The organism is Erythrobacter sp. SN021, from assembly GCF_021864455.1.
Genome location: NZ_JAKKUW010000002.1, coordinates 332234 through 353565, shown reverse-complemented (window position 1 = coordinate 353565; position 21332 = coordinate 332234). Strand labels below are relative to the sequence as shown.

The window sequence follows — 21332 nt, the reverse complement described above, 5'->3', positions numbered from 1 at the left end:
CTGCGGCAGGCTAGGAGCAGCGCATGGCATTGACGATAATGATGGTTCTCGGCGGGCTGGTCTTGCTGACGGTCGGCGGCGAACTGCTGGTGCGCGGTGCGGTTTCCATTTCCAGCCGCCTAGGCCTGCCCACGGTTGTGACCGGCGTGGTCATTGTCGGCGCGGCCACGTCCATGCCCGAACTGGTTACGAGCGTCGACGCCGCGCTGATGGGGTCGCCGGGTATCGCCTGGGGCAATATCGTCGGATCGAACATCGCCAACAGCCTGCTGATCCTGGGCGCGGTGGCCCTGTTGTTTCCGTTTCCGCTGACCGGCGCGGGCAAGCGTGACGCGGTGGTCGGCCTGATCGCGTCGGTCCTGCTGGCGGGCATCGCCTTCGCCGGTTTGCATTCGATCGGCATCGGCATTTTCCTGCTCGCCGCGTTGGCAGTCTATGTCCTGTGGCGCGTGACCCATCCCCGCAAGACGGAGGCGGTCGAAGAAGACGGTCAAGACGGCCCGCAGATGGCTCTCATTCTCGCAATCGCGCTGTTTCTCGTTGGCGTCGGCGCGCTGGTTACGGGCGGGCATCTGCTGGTCGAAGGCGCGGTGGAGATCGCTCGTGTGGCCGGGGTCAGCGAAGTGGCCATCGGCGCCACGGTGGTCGCGGTGGGCACCTCGCTCCCCGAACTCGCCGCCTCGGTCGCGGCCGCCTGGCGCGGTCAGCCGGGGTTGGCGCTGGGCAATGTCGTCGGCTCGAACGCCTTCAATCTGCTGCTGATCGGCGGCGTGACCATGACCATCGCGCCGCTCGCGATCCCGGTCGAGCTGCTCGATATCGAATGGCCGCTGCTCGTTGCCAGTGCTGCGCTGCTGCTCGGCCTGTGCGCTTTCGCCAAACGGGCGGGGCGGGCTCTGGGCGCGCTTCTGCTGGCAGCCTTCGCCGCCAATTCGGTGCTGCTGTTCGCTTGACCGGCACCGTGAGTCCTCCGTGCCACACCGCACCATCTTGAGTCGACGGATTCCATACGGACTCAATATCTTGTGCCGGGCACCTTCTGTTCTCTCTGAGCAATCGGGCGACAATCACGATGTGTCGGAATTTTCGTGCTTGACCGGGAATCCATTTGGACTCACCCTGTGGATAACTACGGACAGGGGTATGCGTCATGGGGGTCATCACGACCACGAAGAGTCGCGCGAAAGCGACTGTAAAACAAACGGAAACGCCCAAGGAGCTGCTGCCGCTCGGGCAGATTATCCCGGGCGATTGCGTCGAAGCGATGCGTTCGATCCCCGATGCCAGCGTGGACCTCGTCTTTGCCGATCCGCCCTACAATCTCCAGCTCGGCGGCGATCTCAACCGGCCCGACGGCAGCCATGTCGATGCGGTGACCGACCACTGGGACCAGTTCGACAGCTTCGCGCTGTATGACCGTTTCACCCGCGAATGGCTGACCGAAGCGAAGCGTATCCTGAAGCCCGATGGCGGGCTGTGGGTGATCGGAAGCTATCACAATATCTACCGCGTCGGTGCGATCCTGCAGGATTTGGGCTTCTGGATCCTGAACGACATCGTCTGGCGCAAGTCCAACCCCATGCCCAATTTCCGCGGCACGCGCTTCACCAATGCGCATGAGACGCTGCTGTGGTGCAGCCAGGGCGAGAAGGCGAAATACCACTTCAACTACCGCGCTATGAAAACGCTCAATGACGAGCTGCAGATGCGCAGCGACTGGGTCCTGCCGATCTGCAACGGGGCGGAAAGGCTGAAAGAGGGCGGCCACAAGGTCCACCCGACGCAGAAGCCCGAAAGCCTGCTCTACCGCGTGCTGCTCTCCACCACCGAGCGCGGCGATGTGGTGCTCGATCCGTTTTTCGGCACCGGCACGACCGGCGCGGTGGCCAAGCGCCTGGGCCGCGAATGGATCGGCTGCGAGCGCGAAGGCAATTACCGCGAGGCCGCGCTGAAGCGGATCGAGAAGGAACTCCCGCTCGACGAAAGTGCGCTCACCACGATGCAGGCCGGCCGCAGCGCCCCCAAGGTGGCCTTCGGCGCGCTGGTCGAAAATGGCTATATCAAGCCGGGGACCGAGCTGTTCGACAAGAAGCGCCGCTGGATCGCGACGGTGCGGGCCGACGGATCACTGGCCAGCGGCAAACAGACCGGCAGCATCCACGGCCTCGGCAAGGAGCTACAAGGCGCGCCGAGCTGCAACGGATGGACTTTCTGGCACTACGAAGTGGATGGAGACGTGAAGCCCATCGACGCCGCGCGGCAGCTCTATCTGCTGGCGGTGGAGGATTGAGCGACTTTCCAGTCGAGCACCGGCCAAGGCAGGGCATACCATGATCAAGCCTGTCACCACTCTTCAGACGCCGCGTTTCACCATGCGCAAATTGCAGCGCCAAGATGCCGCGGCCCTGCTGCCGACGCTGGGGGACGAGGCGCAGTGCCGCTATCTCTCGCGGCCCGCATTCTCGTCGGAAGAAGAGCTGTGGAGCTGGCTCGCCGATCCGAGCTGGACCGGTCGTACGTGGATTGCCCAAGATACCGATGGCCAAGTCGTCGGGCGGTTCGTCGCCGTTCCGCAGGACGAGGCCGGGGTGGAGGAGATCGGTTACATCACCTGCGCCAACCAGCAGGGCAAGGGGATCGCGCTTGAATGCACTGCCGCCTTGATAGCCCACCTGTTTGGAGGCGATAAACCGGCGCATCGGCTTAAAGCGGAAGTCGATGCTGATAACGTCCCATCGATCCGCCTGCTCGAACGGCTTGGTTTTGTGCGCGAGGCGCTGCATCTCTCTTACGAAGAAACCCATAAGGGGATTTGCGACGTGGCAATCTACACCCTGTCGCGCGAAGCTTATGCAGCAAGCGCGTCACAGATGAGGGACACATGACCGACCGCATCTATATCCGCCCCATCGGCTTCGTGCCCGGCCCGCAATCCGAACATGGCAATGCCATCCGCCTCGCGGGCGGGATGGTCTATGCAAGCCGCTTTGCCGTGGTGCTGCGGCGGGATGGCGACATAGCCGAACGCTGGCCCGCCGCGCCCGATACAATGGCGGAGGTGCTGGCAGCGTTGCCCGATGAAGTCGGCGCGGAGGCGGAAGCACAATGGGCCAATCTGACGCTCGCTCATCCGCCGATCGAGCTGGGCGCGCGCACGGTGCGGCTCGATCAGCCGCAGGTGATGGGCATCCTCAACGTCACCCCTGACAGCTTCAGCGACGGCGGCGCGCATGACAGCCCCGATGCCGCGCGCGAGCATGCGGCGGCGATGGTGGAGGCTGGGGCCAGCATCATCGATGTGGGCGGAGAAAGCACCCGGCCCGGCGCCAAACCGCTGTGGGAAGGCGACGAGATCGCCCGCGTCGTGCCCGCCATCGAGGCTTGCGCGGGCATGGGCGCGGCGGTCAGTATCGATACGCGCAAGGCGGCGGTGATGGAGGCTGCGCTCGAGGCCGGGGCGCATCTGGTCAACGATGTGTCGGGCCTCACCCACGATCCGCGCAGCGCCGAAGTGGTCGCGCGCGCTGCTTGCCCGGTGGTGCTGATGCACGCGCCCGGCAGCGGCGAGGATCTGCATGAGGGAGGGGCCTACGACAATGTGGTGTTCGACGTGTTCGACGAACTGCGCGCCCGGCGCGATGCCGCGCTGGCGGCAGGGGTTGAGGCGCAGGGCATCCTGCTCGATCCCGGCATTGGTTTCGGCAAGTCGCTGGCCGACAATCTCGCGCTCATCAATGCGCTGCCGATGTTCCATGCGCTGGGCCACCCGCTGCTGCTGGGGGCGAGCCGCAAGCGGATGATCGGCGCTCTGTCGAACGAAGTCGCAGCGTCCGACCGCCTGGGCGGAAGCGTGGCGCTGGCGGTGAAGGGCATGGATGCGGGCGTTCAGCTCCACCGCGTCCACGACGTCCCCGAAACCCTCCAGGCGCGCAATGTCTGGCGGGGCCTGCGCGACGCGGCGCTGACCGATTTCGGGGATTTGCCGGACTAGCTCCCCGGCGAGGCCGCAGATCCCGCCAGCAACCCGCCATCGAGCGTAAGCTCGGAGCCGGTCATATAGGCGCTGTCGGCGCTGGCGAGGAAGACGCACAGCGCGGCGACCTCCTCGACCGTGCCGAAGCGCTTGAGCGGCGTATCCGCGACCAGCGCTGCCATTCGCGCTTCACGATCCGGCCCGTCGCCCAGCATCGGCTCCCAGATCGGGGTGAGGATGGCGGCGGGGTGGATCGAGTTGCAGCGGATTTGCCAGCCTTGCTGCGCGGCATAGAGCGCAACCGATTTGGTGTGGTTGCGGATCGCCGCCTTGCTCGCGGCATAGGCGGCGGCACCGGGGATGCCGACGAGGCCCGAGCGCGAGGACATGTTGATGATCGAGCCCGTGCCGCCCGAACTCGCCTGCGCCTTCATCGCGCGCAGGGCATAGCGACAGCCAAGGAAGCAGCCGTCGGTATTGACCGCATGGACCCTGTGCCATTCTGCCAGGCTGGCGTGCTCGGGATCGTGCGCTACGGGGCTATCTTCGAAGCCGGTGATGCCGGCGTTGTTGACCAGCACGTCGATCGCCGGGAAGGCCTCGGCCAGCGCCTCCCACTCCGCCTCGCTCGCAACGTCGAGCGGGTGCCATTCGCAGCCCAGTTCCCTGGCGGCGCACTTGCCCGCCTCCTCGTCGATATCGGTGAGGACGACGCGCGCGCCTTCGGCCAGGAAAGCTGCGCACACGGCCTTGCCGATGCCACGCGCACCGCCGGTTACCACGCAGAGCATGTCGTTCAGTTTTTGCATTGAGAGACCTCGGGAAATTCAGGTGAGAGTCCGGGCGTTGTCCGGCCCGGTCGAGCATGTGTCCGACTTAGCGGTGGCTTTTGTTCACCTGAGGCGCTCCCTTTCGCGAGCCTTCTATATGGCCAGCTCACGCCGCATTGTCGATGCCGAGTTCGCTGAGTTTGCGGTAGAGAGTCGAGCGCCCGATGCCGAGACGGCGGGCCACTTCGGTCATGCGCCCACGATAGTGTCCGATGGCCAGGCGGATGATGTCGGCCTCGATCTCTTCAAGCGGGCGGACATTGCCATCATCGGTATAGAGCAGCACGCCCAGCCCGCGCGCGCGGCTTTCGCCCCGGTCGGCCAGATCGCCGAGCAATTCGGCAAGTTGGGGGAAGCTGTGCGCGGTCAGTGCCTCGCGCTGTTCGAAAACACAGGCGCGGAACAGCACGGCTTGCAACTGGCGGACATTGCCGGGCCAGTCATAGGCTTCGAGAAGCGAGAGCGCGCTGTCGGCGATCGAATGATGCTTGAGTCCCGGCTGTTCCCCGATCTTGGCGAGGAAGTAGCGGGTGAGGGCGGGGATGTCGCCGAGCCGCTCGCGCAGGGCAGGAAGGCGGATGCGGGTGGCGGCAAGCTGATCGTAAAGGTCCTGCGAGAACTCGCCGGCGGCGACCAGCTCGTCGAACGCGAAATCGCTGGTGGCGATCACGCGCAGGTCGATCTTGAAGCCGTGCGCCGCGCCGGTGGGGCGCACGATGCCGCTGGCAAGTGTCTCAGCAAGGCGCGCCTGATGGGTGGTGGGCAGGCGGTCGATATCGTCGAGGATGAGAGTGCCGCCATCGCAATACTCGATCAGTCCGGTCTGGCGGTCGAAGGCTCCGGCAAAGGCGCCTTTCTCATGTCCGAACAACAGGGATTCGAGCGAGGCGGGCGGCATGCCACCGCAATGCACCACCCGCATCGGCGCCTTGGCCCTGCTGCTGGCGGCATGCATGGCCCGGGTCAGCATATCCTTACCCGTGCCGCTTTCGCCCTCGACCAAGACGTGGGCGTGGCCGCGCGCTGCCGTGGCGGCCTTGGCCAGCGCGGTGCGGAAAGGGGCCGCCGTTCCGACCATGGCGTCGAAATCGAGTGGATGGGGCAGCTTTTCGGCCATTGGTTGAAGTTCGGCGCGAGGCCGTTCGGCGCGGGTCGCACTGGCGAGCGCCTGCAGCAATCGGTCCGACCCGACGGGCTTGATGAGGTAGTCGGTCGCGCCCGCGCGCATGGCCTCTACCGCCAGCAAGGGCGATGTGCTCGCCGTTAGCATAAGCAGCGGAAGATCGGGCCGCGCCGCACGCAGTTCGCGGATCAGGTCGCAGGCCGCATCGCCCGGGACCCACTGATCGAGCAGGATGGCCTGCACGTCGCTGCCCTCGGGAGAGGCGAGCGTTTCGAGTGCCGCTTCGCTGGTTTCGACAGTCAATGTCCGCCAGCCTTCGCGCGCGGCCAGCGCCGACACAAGCCGACTCTGCGCCGGTTCGTCGTCGATCAGCATCAACAGGCGGTTTTCCTGGGTCGCCATGTGTTTTGCCGTGCTCCCTCGCAACGCTCGGATATCAGATCATGTTCTTGTCCCCACCCTCTATCCGAAACGGGTAAAGAGCCGATTAAGCCTGTTTCACGGGCACTGGCGCGACGGCGGGGCTTGAGCGCGGGGCACCTCCGCGATAGACCGACCGGGAAATCAATTCCAAACGGGGACATATCGTCATGGATTCCGCCAACGACCACAAGGCGCACAACAAAACCTACGAGTCTTTCATCGGCTTGCTGAAATGGTCGGTGCCGCTCGTTGCCATCCTTACCCTGCTCATCGTCATCCTGATTGCCGAATAAGCGCATGGCGCTACGTATCGCGGTGCTTAAGGAGCGCGCGCCGGGCGAGAGCCGGGTTGCGCTGACGCCCGAGACGGCGAAGAAATTCGCCGGTCTCGGGGCCACAGTCGCGGTCGAGGAGGGCGCCGGTCTGGGCGCTGCGATCACCGACGAAGCTTACGCGCAAGCCGGGGCGGAGGTCGTTCCCGGTGCGAAAGCGGTCGAGGGTGCGGATATCGTGCTCGGTGTGCAGGCGCCCGATGTCGCCGCGCTGGCGGGCGCGAAGCCCGGGGCATGGGTCGCGGCCACCTTCGATCCGTTTCGCAATCGCGAACTGGTCGAGGCTTACGCGAAGGGCGGTTTCGAAGCGCTGTCGATGGAATTCATGCCGCGCATCACCCGCGCGCAGAGTATGGATGTGCTCTCCAGCCAGTCGAACCTTGCCGGATACAAGGCGGTGTTGACCGCAGCCAACGAATACGGCCGCGCCTTCCCGATGATGATGACCGCCGCCGGCACGGTGCAGGCGGCCAAGGTCTTCGTGATGGGCGTGGGCGTGGCGGGCCTCCAGGCGATCGCCACGGCCAAGCGGCTGGGCGCGCAGGTCAGCGCGACCGATGTGCGCAGCGCCACCAAGGAACAGATCCAGTCATTGGGCGCCAAGCCGATCTTCGTCGAGAATGTCGCCGGGATCGAAGGCGAGGGTTCGGGTGGCTATGCCACCGAAATGAGCGAGGAATACAAGGCCGCGCAGGCGGAACTCGTCTCTTCGCATATCGCCAAGCAGGACATTGTCATCACCACTGCGCTGATTCCGGGGCGCGCTGCTCCACGGCTTATCAGCGACGCGCAGATCGCGACGATGAAGCCGGGCAGCGTGATCTTCGATCTCGCGGTTGCGCAAGGCGGCAATGTCGAAGGGTCCAAGCCTGACGAGGTAGTGGAAAGGCACGGCGTGAAAATCGTCGGTTACACCAATACCGCTGGCCATCTGGCCGCCGATGCATCGGCACTGTTCGCGCGCAATCACTACAATTTCCTTTCCGCCTTCTGGGACAAGGAGGCGGGCAAGCCCGTCCTCGACGAGGAAATCGGCGACGCCGTGCGGCTGACGCAAGGCGGCAAGGTCGTGAACGAGAGGCTACTCGCTTGATCGCAAGCGCTTCCCAGCCTCCCCGGAACGGGGAGGGGGACCGCGCGAAGCGCGGTGGAGGGGATTCGAGGTTCGTTGCGAGACCGGAGGTGGTTCGCGCCCGCAAGCTGCGCAGGGATATGTCCAAGCCGGAGCGGATGCTTTGGCAACAACTCCGCCAGCGTCCGAGCGGATCCAAGTTCCGCAGGCAGCATCCGATCGGTCCCTATATCGCCGACTTCTGCTGCCTGTCCGAGCGTTTCGTCGTTGAGGTTGATGGCAGCGCTCACGAAAATTCCGACCGCGCCAAGTTCGACGAGCGACGCGCGCAATATTTGAGAGAAAACGGGTTCAGGGTCCTCAGGGTCAACGCCACCCGCGTCCTCGCCGATGCGGTCGATACCGCAGAAGCGATTGTCGCGTGGTTGGCGGATCCCCTCCACCAGCCTCCGGCTGGTCCCCCTCCCCGTGCCGGGGAGGCTGGTTAGTGGATTTCATTTCGATCCTGTCGATCTTCGTGCTGGCGTGTTTCGTCGGCTATTACGTGGTCTGGTCGGTCACGCCCGCGCTGCACACGCCGCTGATGGCGGTGACCAATGCGATTTCCTCGGTGATTATCGTCGGCGCGCTGATCGCGGCGGCCGAAGCCGGTAGTCCGGCAGCCAAATGGCTGGGGCTGGCGGGCGTGGTGCTGGCGAGCGTGAACATCTTCGGCGGCTTTGCCGTTACCGAGCGCATGCTGGCGATGTACAAGAAGAAGGAGAAGAAGTGATGATGCGCTTCCTCTCCAACAGCCGTCACCCCGGCCCACGAGCCGGGGTCCCGCTTTATTTGCGGGTCGGGCCGAAGACAGCGGGACCCCGGAGCAAGTCCGGCGTGACGTTTGCCCTTCTGGCCGGTCTTTTTGCCACCCCCGCCCATGCCGCGACTGGCGAGGCGGTGAATCCGTGGGTTGCGCTGGCTTATCTGGTCTCGGGCGTGTTCTTCATCCTCGCACTGCGCGGGCTTTCGAGCCCTGCCAGTAGCCGCCGGGGCAATCGCTTCGGTATGGCCGGTATGCTGATTGCGGTGGTGACGACGCTGGTCACGCATGACGTCGCCAATATCGTCGAGATCGCAATCGCCATCGCTATCGGTGGCATGATCGGATTTCTCATCGCCCGCCGCATCGCCATGACCGCGATGCCGGAACTGGTCGCGGCGTTCCACTCGCTCGTCGGCCTGGCCGCGGTCCTGGTGGGCTGGGCGGCCTATCTCAATCCGGGCGCTTTCGGCCTGCTTGTCGGCGACAGCATCGGTGCAGTGAGCAAGGTCGAAATGGGTCTCGGCATCGCCATCGGGGCGATCACCTTTTCCGGCTCGGTCATCGCCTTTGCCAAGCTCTCCGGGCGGATGAGCGGATCGCCGATCCTGCTGCCCGCGCGCCATGTTATCAATCTCGGCACGCTGGCGGCGATTATCGTGCTGACCGCGCTGTTCGCCATGGCGACCGGCCCCGCGGAAACGCTGCCGCTGATCGTGGCGCTGACCGTGCTCGCCTTCCTCATCGGCTTCCTGCTGATCATCCCTATCGGCGGGGCGGACATGCCGGTCGTGGTCTCGATGCTGAATTCCTATTCGGGCTGGGCCGCGGCGGCGATGGGCTTCACGCTGGGCAATACGGCGATGATCATCACCGGCGCGCTGGTCGGCTCGTCGGGCGCGATCCTCAGCTACATCATGTGCCGCGCGATGAACCGCAGCTTCATCTCGGTGATCGCAGGCGGTTTCGGCGCCGATGCCAGCGCAGGCAGCGGCGAGGCGAAGGAGCAGCGCCCCTACAAGCAGGGCAGCGCGGCCGATGCGGCCTTCATGCTGGAGCAGGCGGAAAAGGTGATCATCATCCCCGGCTACGGCATGGCAGTGGCGCAGGCGCAGCACGCGCTGCGCGAAATGGCCGACATGCTCGAAGAAAAGGGCGTGGAGGTGAAATACGCCATCCACCCCGTCGCCGGGCGCATGCCGGGGCATATGAACGTGCTCCTCGCCGAAGCGCAGGTGCCTTACGAAAACGTCTTCGAGCTGGAGGATATCAACAGCGAATTCGCGCAGGCCGACGTCGCCTTCATCATCGGCGCGAACGATGTCGTGAACCCGGCGGCGAAGACCGACAAGTCATCGCCCATTTACGGCATGCCCGTGTTCGATGTGGACAAGGCCAAGCAGGTATTCTTCATCAAGCGCAGCATGGGCGGCGTGGGCTATGCGGGCGTCGACAACGACGTTTTCTACATGGACCAGACAATGATGCTGCTATCCGATGCGAAGAAGATGGTCGAGGAAATCGTCAAGGCGCTGGATTGACATGAAGCGCGTGCTGATCGCGCTTGCGCTGCTGGCCATTGTCGGCGTGATCGTATGGGCGACGATCGGCGGCGGGATGCGGGGCACGGTCGAAGACCGGCTCGAGGAACAGATGATCGCGCGCGGCCTGCCGCAGCCGATGGCCGAATGCATGGCCGGACGCATGGCGGAGCGGCTTTCGGTGGGGCAGCTTCGCAAGCTCGAAAATCTCCAGGCGGAGGCGGGCGAACCCGATATTCCGCTCACCATAGCCGAATTTCTGGAGCGGGTACGGCGCGTCGACGATCGGGAAGTCCTTGAAGTCGTGGCGAGTTCCGCCGCGATTTGCGCCTTCGCGAGTGGCTGAAACACTTGCAATCATTCGCTCTTGCGGCACAATAGGTTGCAAGGGAGAGACTCATGACCATCAAACTGTCGATTGCCGCCGCGCTTCTCGCATCCGCTGCCCCTGCCTTCGCCGCCACGCATGAGGTCGCGCCGGGCGAGAACGCGCAGCAGGAACTGCAGGAAGCCTTGATCCTGGCCGAGCCGGGCGACGAAATCGTGCTGGCTGCGGGACGCTATATGCTGACCGACGGGATCAGCCTCGATGTCGATGGCGTGACCGTGCGCGGGGCGGGCATGGACGGAACCGTGCTCGACTTCACCACGCAAGCGGATGCGGGCGAGGGCTTTCTGATCACCAGCGACAACGTGACCGTGCGCGATTTCGCGCTGGAAAACCCCAAGGGCGACGGGATCAAGTCCAAGGGCGCGGACAACATCGTCTATCACCGCATCCGCGTGACCTGGACGCGCGGGCCGCATCCCGAAAACGGCGCCTATGGCATCTATCCGGTGGAAAGCACCGGCGTGCTGGTCGACGGGGTGAAGGTCACCGGCGCGAGCGATGCTGGGATTTATGTCGGCCAGTCGAACGGGATTACCGTGCGCAATTCGATCGCCGAGGCGAATGTTGCCGGGATCGAGATCGAAAACAGCCGCAATGCGCTGGTCGAGCATAATATCGCCACGCGCAATACTGGGGGAATTCTGGTCTTCGATCTGCCCGATCTGCCGGTGATGGGGGGCGGCAATGTGATCGTCGCCAACAATCTGGTGGTGGCCAACGACACACCCAATTTCGCACCTCCGGGCAATATCGTGGCGGGCGTTCGGCGCGGCACTGGCATCATGGTGATGGCCAATGACAAGGTGCTGATCGAGGACAACATCCTCTCGGGCAATCCGACCGCGCCGGTGATGGTCATCGCCTATACGCAGAGCTTCGAGGACGAGCGTTACAATCCGCTGCCACGCGAGGTCGTGGTGGGCGAGAATATCTATAATGGCGGCGGCTACGATCCGCAGCTCGAGGGCGCGGAGATGCTGCTCGAGGCCTTTGGCGGCGAACTGCCGCCGGTGCTGTGGGACGGGTTGGGTTCGCTCGCCGCGGTCGAGGGTACGGCAGGCTGGAGCCTCAATCTGGCAGAGGCGGGCGCCGGCCTCGACAGCGCGCAACCCGGCCCCCTGTCGGTTCCCGCGCCCAGCGGCGAGTTCGACCGTAGCGGTATCGGCGCGCCGGCAGAACTCGCGGCGCGGTTGGGGGGATGAAGTACGCAACCGCCTTGCTGGGTGCCGCAAGCCTTGCGCTTGCCGGGTCGTTCGTCGCGCGGGCGGAAGTGTTCTCGCAGCCCGCGATCGTCGAGCCGGTGAATGACGAGGCGATCGCACAGGGTATGCCGCGCCTGTTGTCGCATTTCCGCTTTTTCCGCGATGCAAGCGCGCAAGTCCCGGTCGATCGTGTCACGCCCTACCGCCTGAACACGCCGCTCTTTTCGGACGGGGCGGAGAAACTGCGGTTCGTCTACCTGCCCGAAGGCACGGCAATGGCGGCGCAGGGCGAAGGACTGCCCGAGTTCCCCGTCGGCACGGCGCTGATCAAGACCTTCGCCTTCGAACAGGATGGCCAGCGCCGCCTGATCGAAACCCGGGTTCTGCTCCACCGAGCCGATGGATGGCTGGCACTGCCTTATATGTGGAACGAGGAGCAGACCGATGCGCGGCTGGCGGTGGCAGGTGCGCGGCTCGATCTGACCACGCCGAAGGGCGAGGCGATCAGCTACCGCATACCCAATAAGAACCAGTGCAAGGAATGCCACGGCCTCGATGGCGAGGTCGTCCCGATTGGTCCCAAGGCGCGCAATCTCTCGCACGATTGGCTGAGCGAGATGGTATCGGCAGGGCATCTCGACACGCTACCGCAAGATGCGGATCAGTTCCCGGTTTGGGAGCAGCGCGAAAGCGCCAATCTTACTGCCGCTGCACGCGCCTATCTCGACGTCAATTGCGCGCATTGCCATCGGCCCGGCGCGACCGCCTCAAACAGCGGACTGGACCTGCGCTGGGAACAGCAGAACCCCGAGGCTATCGGCATCGGCAAGCGCCCGGTAGCCGCCGGACGTGGAGCAGGGGGGCACCTGTTCGACATCGTCCCCGGCTCGCCCGACAGCTCGATCCTGACCTATCGCATGGCCAGCCCGGAACCGGGCGTTGCCATGCCCGAACTCGGTAAATCCACCGTGGACGAGGAAGGGCTCGATATCGTGCGTCGCTGGATCGAGGAAATGGCGCCATGAAGTGGTTCTGGCGCATCCTTGGCGGGCTGGCGCTCGCGCTGGTGGTCGCCTTCTTTATCTTCCGCGTCCCCGATACCGATCCGGCGGAGATGCAGGCGAAATACGGAACGCCGCCCTCGCGCATGCTGGCCATCGACGGCGACAGGCGCGTGCATGTGCGCGACGAGGGGCCGCGCGATGCGCCGGTCATCATATTGTTGCACGGGTCGAATGCCGATTTGCACACCTGGCAGAAATGGGCCGATGCGCTGAAGGGCGATTATCGCGTGGTCCGCTTCGACCAGCGCGGACACGGGCTGACAGGGCCTGCCGCGGATGGCGAATACGCGCTCGGGTCCTTTGTCGAGGATATCGACGAAGTTGCCGACGCTCTCGATATCGACAGGTTCACTCTGGCGGGCAATTCGATGGGCGGGGCGATCGCCATGGGATACGCGATTGCCAAGCCCGAGCGCCTCGACGCGCTCGTGCTCGTCGATGCCGGCGGTGCCCCGATCGAAAGCGAAGGCAGCGGGAATCTGGCCTTTACGCTTGCCGGAATACCGGTCGTTGGCGATGCGATGAGCCAGATGCTCCCGCGTTCGCTGGTCGCGCGCAGCCTGTCGCAAAGCGTCAGCAATCAGGATGTCGTGACGCCCGAGGCGGTCGATCGCTATTGGGAACTGGCCCGCTATCCAGGCAATCGCGCCGCGACGCGCAAGCGCTTTTCGGTCGGACGCAAGAATTTCGCTGTCGATGAGGTCGGTAAGGTCGCCGTCCCCACGCTGGTCATGTGGGGCGAGGAGGATGCGCTGATCCCCTATGAAGCGGCGGCCTGGTATATGGAGCATCTGCCCAATGCGACGCTGGCCAGCTATCCCGGAATCGGCCACATTCCGATGGAAGAGGCTGCCGAAGAGAGCGTTGCCGACCTGCAGGTATGGCTGGAGAAGGTGCTCGCGTCGACTAACGAGCAAAGCGGAGGAACCGCCTCGTAATCCGTCCGTTCTAAGCCCCGGATACGCGGAGAAACCGCGATCTGCGAACAACAGGGCGGATAAGAGGATCAACGCTTGCGAAAGCTCGGCATTATTGGGGGTATGAGCTGGATCTCGACCCGCGCCTATTACGAACGGATCAACAAATTCGTGCAGAAGCGCGCCGCCCCGATGGCGAGCCCTCCGCTACTGATCGAAAGCCTCGATTACAGCCCCATCGCGGCAGCCAAGAATGCCGACGACTGGGACTTGATCGCTTCCACGCTGATCGATTCCGCCCGGCGGCTCGAAAGTGCGGGCGCGGAAGGTCTCGTGGTCGCGGCCAACGCCATGCACAAGGTTTACGACCGACTGACCGAGGCGGTTTCGATCCCGGTGCTGCATATAGCCGACAGCGTGGGCAAGGCGATGAAGGAGGCCGAATGCGAAAGCGCGGCTCTGCTGGGCACCCGCTTCGTGATGACGGAGAGCTTCTATCGTCAGCGGCTGGTATCGCATGGCGTCAATCTGCTGCCGCCCGATCCGGGCGATGTCGAACTGGTCGACGGAATCATCTACAAGGAACTGATGCTGGGGCGCGTCACACGCGATGCCGAACGTGCCCTGAAGACGGTTATCACGATGAAGGAGAAGGAAGGGGCGCAGGCCATCGTGCTCGCCTGTACCGAGCTCGAACTTGTCGTCGATACCGATGCGAATGTCCTTCCCGTGTTTGATTCGACCGACATCCATTGCCGGGCGGCTGCAGACTGGATTCTCGGCTGAGATCGCCGGGCCGGACCTCGGCCGCAATCGGGCACAATCTGCCGAAAACCGCATGGGTTCGCATTTCGTTCACGTTGTCGCCCCGGGCAGGCTGACCTAAGCCTCGCCGCTGCATGCCCAGAGCCCCCTTCGCCTCCGATCCCGCCGCAAGTCGCGGCCGAGAATTCACCGAGGAACGCGAAGGCGCCCGCGGGCCGAGGAGCGAGTTCCAGCGCGACCGCGACCGGATCGTCCATTCGATTGCCTTTCGCCGATTGCGCTCCAAGACCCAGGTCTTCGTGGCACCCGATGGCGATCACTATCGCACCCGGCTGACCCACAGCCTCGAAGTGGCCCAGATCGGCCGCGTATTGGCGCGCGAGCTGGGCCTAGACGAGGATCTGACGGAGGCGCTGTGTCTTGGCCACGACATCGGCCATCCGCCCTTCGGCCATGCGGGCGAAGAGGCACTCGAACAGGCCATGGCCGATGCCGGCGGCTACGATCACAACGCGCATGGCCTGCGCACGCTGGCGCGGTTGGAAAGCCCCTATTGCGACCATGACGGGCTCAATCTTACCTGGGAAACGCTGGAGGGATTGGCCAAGCACAATGGTCCGGTGGTCGCACCCAACTGGGCGCTGACCGAGATCGACAGCGCTTTCCCGCTCGACCTGTCAAGCTGGCCTTCGCTCGAGGCACAGGTGGCCGCGATTTCCGACGATATCGCCTATGACAATCACGATATCGACGATGGCCTGCGCGCGGGCTTTCTCGATCTCGACGACCTGCTCGCGCTCGACTGGCTCGCCGACCAATGGCGCTCGGTCGAAAGGCGCTTCCCCCATGCCCCGCGTGATCGCCAATTGCGCGAACTGGTCCGCTCGCAGATCGGCCTGATGGTCAACGATGTGCTGACCCATACGCGCGAACAGGTGAAAGACATCGCCAGCGTGGCGGAAGTGCGCGGCGCGGATCGGCAACTGGCCGGCTTCTCGCCGACGATGAAGGCGCAGGAGCGCGAACTGAAACGCTTCATGTATGACCGGCTCTATTACCATGACGAGCAGATTGCCACGGCCGAACGTGCGCGCGATGTCATAGCCCGGCTGTTCGTGGCCTATCGCCAGGATCCGACAAAACTGCCCGATGAATGGCTGTCGACGCAGCCCGAAGACGAGCCCCGGCGCAGCCGTCACATCGCCGATTTCATCGCCGGCATGACCGATCGCTATGCCATCGACCAGTGCCGAAGGATCTACGGACGCGCGCCCGAGGGATTGAGCAATGTCTGATGCAATCCGCATCGGCCTGATCGGCGCGACGGGGCTGATCGGTTCCACCGTGATCGAACAGTGCATCGGGCGCGAGGACGTGCGGCTGACGGGCATCGCCCGGCGTGAAGCCAGGCTGCCGCGCGGTATCCGCATGGAGATGTTCGTGGCCGAACCCGCCAAATGGGGTGAAGTGATCGAGGCCGTGCGTCCACGGGCGATCATCTGCGCATTGGGCACGACCTGGAAGAAGGCGGGCGAGGACGAAACCGCGTTTCGGGCTGTCGATCAGGATCTGGTGCTCGATACGGCGCGCGCCGCGAAACACTTCGGCGTCGAGCGTTTCGTCCATGTCAGCTCGGTCGGAGCGGACGCGCTTTCGAAAAACTTCTACCTGCGGGTGAAGGGCGAGGTGGAGCGCGAGCTGACGAAGCTCCGCTTCGACCGGCTCGATATTCTGCGCCCCGGCCTGCTGCGCGGCCAGCGGGAGAACGATCGCCGTTTGGCGGAGCGGTTGGGTATCGCGGCCGCGCCGATCGTCAACCTGCTGCTTCATGGCAAATATCGGCAATATCGGGCGATCAGGGCGGACATCGTTGCGCAGGCCGCACTGGCCCTGGCCAAGCGGGCAGCGCGCGGACGTTTCGTGCATGACAATGACGCCATTCTGCGGGCGGCGAAATCGCTGCCGCGGATCGAGCACGGAGAGGCCTGATGTGGGACACCGCTTTCGGAATGGCGAATCTGCTGGCGCTGATCATGTGGTCGGCGCTGATCCTGCTACCGCGCTGGCCTGCCTTGCTGGCGGCGGTGCTGTATGCGGGTATTGGCCTGCTGTGTCTGGCCTATTCGGTCGGAGTTATCGGGCTGCTGTCCGGCGCTTTCGATGCGGCAGGCCCGGCCGGCTCGGCCGATTTTACGACGATTGAGGGGGTTCGCGCGATTTTCGCCAGCGATGGCGGGGTGACGATTGGCTGGATTCACTATCTCGCATTCGATCTGTTCGTCGGTCTGTGGATCGCGCGCGATGCCGATGCGAAGGGATTTTCGCGGCTGATTCAGGCGCCGATCCTGCTCGCGACCTTCCTTGCTGGACCGCTGGGGCTGTTGCTCTGGCTCGCCATTCGCGAAAAGCGCGCGCGCGAGCAGGGGCGCTGGCGATAATCCTCTTCCGAAACCGGGTTGTGCATAGCAACCGGCCTGCCATGATGCCTCGAATAGCTGAATACAGCGGAGAGGTTGAATGGCAGATGGCGAGATGCTCACTTTCGATGGGCTGATCCGGCACTGGGCGCGCGAAAAGCCGGGGCAGGTGGCGCTCGAACAGGACGGTAAGGCACTGACTTTCGCGGCGCTTGACGAACGCTCGCGCCGGATCGTGGCCATGCTGAAGGCGCAGGGGCTCGCGAAGGGCGACCGGGTGGCCTGGCTCGGCAAGAATGCGCGGCTCTATTTCGAATTGTTCTATTCCGCCGCGCGGATGGGCGTGGTCATGGTCCCGATCGGCTGGCGGCTGGCCGCGCCGGAAATCGCCTATATTCTCGGCGATACCGGGGCGAAGCTGCTCTTTATCGATGAAGGATTCGCCGGGCTTGCGGCAGGGGCCTGCGGCGACATGGAAAACCCGCCGAAAGCAATCGACACGCCAACCGCGAAATCGGACATTGCCGCGGCCCCGGCGGACGATTTCGAGGGGGCGGGGCCGGATGACGCCGTGCTCCAGCTTTACACTTCGGGCACGACTGGAAATCCGAAGGGCGCGGTGCTGACCAATGCCAATCTGTTTGCCTTGCGCCAGCCTGCCGAAGAAGCCGCACAGCCATGGTCGAGCTGGGACGAGGACGAGGCGATTCTGGTCTGCATGCCTTGCGCGCATATCGGTGGGACCGGCCTTGGCATTATGGCCATGGCGGCAGGTGTCCGCGCGATCGTGCAGGCCGAATTCACGCCGGATGGCGTGCTCGACGGTTTCGAACAGGGGATCACGCGCCTGTTCATCGTACCCGCCGCATTGCAGATGGTGGTTCAGCATCCGCGCGCGAAGGATACCGACATGTCGGCGGTCAAATATGTGATGTATGGCGCTGCGCCTATCCCGCTCGATTTGCTGCGCGAGGCGGTTCAGACGATTCCCGAAGCCGGTTTCCTGCAATGCTACGGCATGACCGAAACCACCGGCACCATCGCCATGCTGCCGCCCGAAGATCACACGCTCGAAGGCAATCAGCGAATGAAATCGGCGGGCAAGGCGGTGCCGGGCGCGGAGCTCAGGGTGGTGGACGAAGATGGCGAGGAACTGCCGCGCGGCGAGGTCGGCGAGCTGATCTGCAGGAGCCCATCCAACATGCAGGGATACTGGAACCTGCCCGACGCGACGCGGGGGGCGCTCAAGGATGGCTGGATGCATACTGGCGATGCCGCCTATATGGACGACGATGGCTACGTTTATATTCAGGACCGGATCAAGGACATGATCATATCCGGCGGCGAAAACGTCTATCCGGCGCAGGTCGAGAGCGCGATCTACGGCCATCCCGCGGTCGGCGAAGTGGCGGTGATCGGCGTACCCGACGATATTTGGGGCGAGGCGGTAAAAGCCTGCGTGGTGCCCAGGCCGGGCAGCGAGGTCGACCCGGACGATATCATCGCCTTCACGCGCGAGCGGCTGGCGGGGTTCAAGGTGCCCAAGACGGTCGACGTGATCGAGGCGATGCCGCGCAATGCCAGCGGGAAGATCCTGCGCCGCGAATTGCGCGCGCCCTATTGGAAAGACCATGACAGGCAGGTCAATTGAAACGCCATGCCCCGGCCACCGCGCGCAATTCGGAACCCCTGGCCGAAGTTTTGGCCGGGGAGTTGCCCAATGAGGGCCTGGTTCTGGAAATCGCCAGCGGGACCGGCGAACATGCCGTATTCATGGCGCGGCGCTTTCCCGCGCTCGATTGGCAACCCAGCGATTGCGCGACCGATGCACTGCACTCGGTCGATGCCTGGGCGCAGGAGGCCGGGCTGGCCAATTTGCGCCCCGCGATCGCGCTCGATGCGGCAGCGGGCGACTGGCCGGTCGAGAGCGCAGACGCGGTCCTGTGCGTCAATATGGTCCATATCAGCCCGTGGCAGGCGACCGTGGGCTTGTTCGAGGGCGCGGGCAGGGTGCTGGCCTCCGGCGCACCGCTGATCCTCTACGGGCCTTTTCTCGAAGCCGATGTCGACCCGGCTCCGTCGAATCTGGCGTTCGATGAAAGTCTGAAGACGCGCGATCCGGCATGGGGGCTGCGCCAGGTCGGTGAACTCGACGGGCTCGCCCGCGCAAATAGGCTATCACGCGCTGCGCGGCACATTATGCCCGCCAACAATCTCGTGCTGGTCTATCGGCGGAATTGACGGCTGAAACGAAAACGCCCGCCATCGGGGCGGGCGTTTCCATATCGCATATCGCGAAGGTTCAGGTTTCTTCGTCGACGGCGTTGGCGGCCGATTGCAAATCTTCGCCGGCGCCGCGGACGGTGTTGCAGGCTGCTGCGGTGAGGGTCATCGACGTGATGCCGAAAGCGAGCAGGATTTTCTTGACCATAACATCTTCCTTCCCAAAGGGCCCGTGACCGGGGTTCCGGAAAATGTAACGTAAGGCGTGACAAGTGGTTCCCCGGCCGGTTGCGGCGGTTCGGCGATATACCCATATGCCCGGACTGTGCCCGAACCCGACTTTCTTCTCTTCGCAAGCGATGCGGAACTGGCCGCCTATTGGGGCGGGATCTGTTTGGCGGTCGCGTTGCTTTGCATGCTAATGGAACGGCGCCGGATGAAGCGGAGCGAAATCAACCGGGTCGGCTGGATGCCGTGGACCGGCCTGTTCCTGACCTTTGCCGTGATCGGTGGCGGATTGCTGGCGGCCGCGATCCCCGCGCTCCTCACATCGTAGGTCCGGCCGTGAGGCGCGGCCCGTTTTGCGGCGAAGCGCCGGATTTGAAGTGTGTTTTTAGAGGCAGGCCTCGAGATACGCCTGGTCGAAGCCGAACTGGCGCGCCTTTTCGAGCGTATACGGGCGCAGGCCCGACGAGCGGAATTCGCCCAAGATCTTGCCGTCCTCGCTTTCCTCCAGATATTCGAACTTGAACAGTTCCTGCGTCACGATCACGTCGCCTTCCATCCCGATCACCTCGGTGATGTTGGTGGTGCGGCGAGACCCGTCGCGCAGGCGCTTCACCTGCACGATCAGGTCGACGCTTTCCGCGATCTGGCGCGAAATCGCTTCCTTCGGAATCTTGATGTCGCCCATCAGAATCATGTTTTCCATACGGCCGAGGCACTCGCGCGGGCTGTTCGCGTGCAGCGTGCACATCGACCCGTCGTGGCCCGTGTTCATCGCGGCGAGTAGGTCGAAACATTCCGCGCCGCGAATCTCGCCCAGGATGATGCGGTCGGGGCGCATACGAAGGGCGTTCTTCACGAGGTCGCCAATGGTGATGGCGCCCTGACCTTCGAGGTTCGGCGGACGCGTTTCGAGTGGCAGCCAGTGCGGCTGCTGCAGGCGAAGTTCCGCGGCGTCTTCGATGGTCAGCACGCGCTCGCCCGGGTCGATCATCTTCGACAGGGCGTTGAGCATGGTGGTCTTACCCGAGCCCGTACCGCCCGAGATGACGATGTTCATCCGGCATGCGCCCGCGATTTTCAGCGCGGTACACATCTTGTCGCTCATCGAACCGAAATCCTTGAGCATGTCGAGCGTGATCGGCTTTTCGGAGAACTTACGAATCGAGATCGCGGTGCCGCGCAAGGACAGCGGAGGCACGATGACGTTCACACGGCTGCCGTCCTTGAGGCGGGCGTCGGCCAGCGGGGTGGTCTGATCGACGCGGCGACCGACCTGATTCACGATGCGCTGCGCGATCTGGAACAAATGGCTTTCGTCCCGGAACTTGATCGGCGCAATGACCAGCTTGCCCTTCTTTTCGATGTAGGTCTGGTCGGGGCCGTTCACCATGATGTCCGAAACATCGGGATCGTTGAGCAGTTCTTCGAGCGGTCCGAAGCCGAGCAGTTCGTCGACCAGCACCTTTTCGAGCGCGAACTGCTCGCGGCGGTTCAGCGTCACCTTCAGCTCGGCCAGCACTTCCATGATGATCGGACGGAATTCTTCCGACAGCTCATCCTTGGTCAGCGTGGCGGCCGCTTCCGGGTCGACGCGTTCGAGCAGGCGCGGGAGAACCTGTTCCTTGATCTTGTGGACGCTGGCTTCGAAGCCGCCAACCTCGCTCTGGCCCGAATGGGTCGAGTTCATGCGCTCTTCGAGGCGGGACATCGCGTCGCCGCCCGGGCCGCCACCGGCGCCGGGAGGCGGGGCCTCGGTTTCGGGCAGCGGCGGGAACTGTTCGCCGCCATGCTTGCGGTCTGTCCTCGTCTGAGCAGGGGTCGGCGTGTCGCCACGCATGGGCTTGGCCAAACCGAATTGCGGACGGGCACCGGCCCCCATTCCTGCCGGTCCGTTCTTCCGTCCGAATGCGCTCATTCCGGTTACCCCCGAAGATACTCTTGTTCTGTCGAGCCGAACCCTGTGCCAATACGGCAAACCCGATCTCTCGAAATGTGGTGAATAAGAAAGAAACCTTGATTTTTCCCTAAT

24 protein-coding genes are annotated in these 21332 nt (G+C 64.1%); 20 read left to right on the top strand and 4 right to left on the bottom strand.

Annotated elements, in window-relative coordinates; genetic code table 11:
• The first annotated feature begins 23 nt into the window (after nucleotides 1-23).
• The 4 genes from L5849_RS06355 to folP all read left to right on the top strand — a co-directional run bounded on the left by L5849_RS06355 (nucleotide 24) and on the right by folP (nucleotide 3991).
• On the top strand, nucleotides 24-953 hold the full coding sequence (locus tag L5849_RS06355; RefSeq protein ID WP_236924881.1) for a calcium/sodium antiporter: 930 nt from the start codon (nucleotides 24-26) through the stop codon (nucleotides 951-953).
• 197 nt (nucleotides 954-1150) lie between these two features.
• Nucleotides 1151-2290, top strand: a complete 1140-nt coding sequence (locus tag L5849_RS06350) for a site-specific DNA-methyltransferase (RefSeq protein WP_305040835.1) — start codon at nucleotides 1151-1153, stop codon at nucleotides 2288-2290.
• Between the two features lie 40 nt (nucleotides 2291-2330).
• Nucleotides 2331-2885, top strand: coding sequence for a GNAT family N-acetyltransferase (locus tag L5849_RS06345; RefSeq protein WP_236924880.1), 555 nt, complete (start codon nucleotides 2331-2333; stop codon nucleotides 2883-2885).
• Nucleotides 2882-3991: a dihydropteroate synthase gene (gene folP, locus L5849_RS06340; RefSeq protein ID WP_236924879.1), complete on the top strand. Its 1110-nt coding sequence runs from the start codon at nucleotides 2882-2884 to the stop codon at nucleotides 3989-3991. Before L5849_RS06345 ends, folP begins: the two co-directional genes overlap by 4 nt.
• Here the strand turns inward: folP and L5849_RS06335 are convergent.
• Entirely contained in the window at nucleotides 3988-4782 is a 795-nt protein-coding gene (locus tag L5849_RS06335; RefSeq protein WP_236924878.1) for an SDR family NAD(P)-dependent oxidoreductase, read from the bottom strand. The two genes, folP and L5849_RS06335, sit on opposite strands and share 4 nt — an antisense overlap.
• Nucleotides 4783-4909: 127 nt before the next feature.
• A complete protein-coding gene (locus tag L5849_RS06330) occupies nucleotides 4910-6328 on the bottom strand; it encodes a sigma-54 dependent transcriptional regulator (RefSeq protein WP_236924877.1) in 1419 nt (472 codons plus the stop codon).
• Nucleotides 6329-6516: 188 nt separating this feature from the next.
• Between L5849_RS06330 and L5849_RS06325 the strand changes: the two genes are divergently transcribed.
• From L5849_RS06325 to L5849_RS06255, 15 genes are all read left to right on the top strand, one after another.
• A complete protein-coding gene (locus L5849_RS06325; protein WP_115416258.1) occupies nucleotides 6517-6642 on the top strand; it encodes an aa3-type cytochrome c oxidase subunit IV in 126 nt (41 codons plus the stop codon).
• Between the two features lie 4 nt (nucleotides 6643-6646).
• Nucleotides 6647-7774, top strand: coding sequence for an NAD(P) transhydrogenase subunit alpha (locus L5849_RS06320; RefSeq protein ID WP_236924876.1), 1128 nt, complete (start codon nucleotides 6647-6649; stop codon nucleotides 7772-7774).
• Nucleotides 7775-7863: 89 nt separating this feature from the next.
• Nucleotides 7864-8241 (top strand): endonuclease domain-containing protein, encoded by a 378-nt coding sequence (locus L5849_RS06315; protein ID WP_368735724.1) that lies wholly within the window; start codon nucleotides 7864-7866, stop codon nucleotides 8239-8241.
• A complete protein-coding gene (locus L5849_RS06310; protein ID WP_047806364.1) occupies nucleotides 8241-8525 on the top strand; it encodes an NAD(P) transhydrogenase subunit alpha in 285 nt (94 codons plus the stop codon). Before L5849_RS06315 ends, L5849_RS06310 begins: the two co-directional genes overlap by 1 nt.
• A 119-nt stretch (nucleotides 8526-8644) precedes the next feature.
• Nucleotides 8645-10096, top strand: coding sequence for an NAD(P)(+) transhydrogenase (Re/Si-specific) subunit beta (locus tag L5849_RS06305; RefSeq protein WP_370459168.1), 1452 nt, complete (start codon nucleotides 8645-8647; stop codon nucleotides 10094-10096).
• 1 nt (nucleotide 10097) lies between these two features.
• Nucleotides 10098-10442: a hypothetical protein gene (locus tag L5849_RS06300; protein ID WP_115416259.1), complete on the top strand. Its 345-nt coding sequence runs from the start codon at nucleotides 10098-10100 to the stop codon at nucleotides 10440-10442.
• A gap of 53 nt (nucleotides 10443-10495) precedes the next feature.
• Nucleotides 10496-11689 carry a parallel beta-helix domain-containing protein gene (locus L5849_RS06295; RefSeq protein WP_236924874.1) on the top strand — a complete coding sequence of 398 codons (1194 nt, stop codon included), beginning with the start codon at nucleotides 10496-10498 and terminating at the stop codon, nucleotides 11687-11689.
• A complete protein-coding gene (locus L5849_RS06290) occupies nucleotides 11686-12714 on the top strand; it encodes an SO2930 family diheme c-type cytochrome (RefSeq protein WP_115416261.1) in 1029 nt (342 codons plus the stop codon). Before L5849_RS06295 ends, L5849_RS06290 begins: the two co-directional genes overlap by 4 nt.
• The gene (locus tag L5849_RS06285; RefSeq protein WP_236924873.1) at nucleotides 12711-13691 is read left to right on the top strand and encodes an alpha/beta fold hydrolase; all 981 of its coding nucleotides are present in this window, start codon (nucleotides 12711-12713) and stop codon (nucleotides 13689-13691) included. Before L5849_RS06290 ends, L5849_RS06285 begins: the two co-directional genes overlap by 4 nt.
• A gap of 75 nt (nucleotides 13692-13766) precedes the next feature.
• Nucleotides 13767-14456 carry an aspartate/glutamate racemase family protein gene (locus tag L5849_RS06280; RefSeq protein WP_115416263.1) on the top strand — a complete coding sequence of 230 codons (690 nt, stop codon included), beginning with the start codon at nucleotides 13767-13769 and terminating at the stop codon, nucleotides 14454-14456.
• A 113-nt stretch (nucleotides 14457-14569) separates the two neighbouring features.
• The gene (locus L5849_RS06275) at nucleotides 14570-15730 is read left to right on the top strand and encodes a deoxyguanosinetriphosphate triphosphohydrolase (protein ID WP_115416264.1); all 1161 of its coding nucleotides are present in this window, start codon (nucleotides 14570-14572) and stop codon (nucleotides 15728-15730) included.
• Complete coding sequence (locus L5849_RS06270; RefSeq protein ID WP_236924872.1) at nucleotides 15723-16424, top strand: NAD(P)H-binding protein; 702 nt, start codon at nucleotides 15723-15725, stop codon at nucleotides 16422-16424. The genes L5849_RS06275 and L5849_RS06270 overlap by 8 nt, the downstream gene beginning before the upstream one ends.
• A complete protein-coding gene (locus L5849_RS06265) occupies nucleotides 16424-16873 on the top strand; it encodes an ABA4-like family protein (protein ID WP_115416266.1) in 450 nt (149 codons plus the stop codon). Before L5849_RS06270 ends, L5849_RS06265 begins: the two co-directional genes overlap by 1 nt.
• A 79-nt stretch (nucleotides 16874-16952) precedes the next feature.
• Nucleotides 16953-18503, top strand: a complete 1551-nt coding sequence (locus L5849_RS06260; RefSeq protein ID WP_236924871.1) for a fatty acid--CoA ligase — start codon at nucleotides 16953-16955, stop codon at nucleotides 18501-18503.
• Nucleotides 18500-19093, top strand: coding sequence for a DUF938 domain-containing protein (locus tag L5849_RS06255; RefSeq protein ID WP_236924870.1), 594 nt, complete (start codon nucleotides 18500-18502; stop codon nucleotides 19091-19093). The genes L5849_RS06260 and L5849_RS06255 overlap by 4 nt, the downstream gene beginning before the upstream one ends.
• A 61-nt stretch (nucleotides 19094-19154) precedes the next feature.
• Here L5849_RS06255 and L5849_RS06250 read toward each other — a convergent pair whose 3' ends face one another.
• Nucleotides 19155-19283, bottom strand: coding sequence for an entericidin A/B family lipoprotein (locus L5849_RS06250; RefSeq protein WP_115416270.1), 129 nt, complete (start codon nucleotides 19281-19283; stop codon nucleotides 19155-19157).
• Nucleotides 19284-19400: 117 nt separating this feature from the next.
• Between L5849_RS06250 and L5849_RS06245 the strand changes: the two genes are divergently transcribed.
• The gene (locus tag L5849_RS06245) at nucleotides 19401-19631 is read left to right on the top strand and encodes a hypothetical protein (RefSeq protein ID WP_115416271.1); all 231 of its coding nucleotides are present in this window, start codon (nucleotides 19401-19403) and stop codon (nucleotides 19629-19631) included.
• A 57-nt stretch (nucleotides 19632-19688) separates the two neighbouring features.
• On the opposite strand, the gene L5849_RS06240 is transcribed toward L5849_RS06245, so the two are convergent.
• Complete coding sequence (locus L5849_RS06240; RefSeq protein ID WP_236924869.1) at nucleotides 19689-21218, bottom strand: CpaF family protein; 1530 nt, start codon at nucleotides 21216-21218, stop codon at nucleotides 19689-19691.
• Nucleotides 21219-21332 lie beyond the last annotated feature (114 nt).

Bases quoted from the DNA above. Each gene is read 5' to 3' on its own strand.
- L5849_RS06285 (WP_236924873.1), top strand. From the start codon at position 12,711: ATGAAGTGGTTCTGGCGCATCCTTGGCGGGCTGGCGCTCGCGCTGGTG.
- L5849_RS06345 (WP_236924880.1), top strand. From the start codon at position 2,331: ATGATCAAGCCTGTCACCACTCTTCAGACGCCGCGTTTCACCATGCGC.
- L5849_RS06260 (WP_236924871.1), top strand. From the start codon at position 16,953: ATGGCAGATGGCGAGATGCTCACTTTCGATGGGCTGATCCGGCACTGG.
- folP (WP_236924879.1), top strand. From the start codon at position 2,882: ATGACCGACCGCATCTATATCCGCCCCATCGGCTTCGTGCCCGGCCCG.
- L5849_RS06330 (WP_236924877.1), bottom strand. From the start codon at position 6,328: ATGGCGACCCAGGAAAACCGCCTGTTGATGCTGATCGACGACGAACCG.
- L5849_RS06300 (WP_115416259.1), top strand. From the start codon at position 10,098: ATGAAGCGCGTGCTGATCGCGCTTGCGCTGCTGGCCATTGTCGGCGTG.
- L5849_RS06275 (WP_115416264.1), top strand. From the start codon at position 14,570: ATGCCCAGAGCCCCCTTCGCCTCCGATCCCGCCGCAAGTCGCGGCCGA.
- L5849_RS06335 (WP_236924878.1), bottom strand. From the start codon at position 4,782: ATGCAAAAACTGAACGACATGCTCTGCGTGGTAACCGGCGGTGCGCGT.
- L5849_RS06355 (WP_236924881.1), top strand. From the start codon at position 24: ATGGCATTGACGATAATGATGGTTCTCGGCGGGCTGGTCTTGCTGACG.
- L5849_RS06325 (WP_115416258.1), top strand. From the start codon at position 6,517: ATGGATTCCGCCAACGACCACAAGGCGCACAACAAAACCTACGAGTCT.
- L5849_RS06320 (WP_236924876.1), top strand. From the start codon at position 6,647: ATGGCGCTACGTATCGCGGTGCTTAAGGAGCGCGCGCCGGGCGAGAGC.
- L5849_RS06350 (WP_305040835.1), top strand. From the start codon at position 1,151: ATGGGGGTCATCACGACCACGAAGAGTCGCGCGAAAGCGACTGTAAAA.
- L5849_RS06295 (WP_236924874.1), top strand. From the start codon at position 10,496: ATGACCATCAAACTGTCGATTGCCGCCGCGCTTCTCGCATCCGCTGCC.
- L5849_RS06265 (WP_115416266.1), top strand. From the start codon at position 16,424: ATGTGGGACACCGCTTTCGGAATGGCGAATCTGCTGGCGCTGATCATG.
- L5849_RS06240 (WP_236924869.1), bottom strand. From the start codon at position 21,218: ATGAGCGCATTCGGACGGAAGAACGGACCGGCAGGAATGGGGGCCGGT.
- L5849_RS06250 (WP_115416270.1), bottom strand. From the start codon at position 19,283: ATGGTCAAGAAAATCCTGCTCGCTTTCGGCATCACGTCGATGACCCTC.
- L5849_RS06270 (WP_236924872.1), top strand. From the start codon at position 15,723: ATGTCTGATGCAATCCGCATCGGCCTGATCGGCGCGACGGGGCTGATC.
- L5849_RS06290 (WP_115416261.1), top strand. From the start codon at position 11,686: ATGAAGTACGCAACCGCCTTGCTGGGTGCCGCAAGCCTTGCGCTTGCC.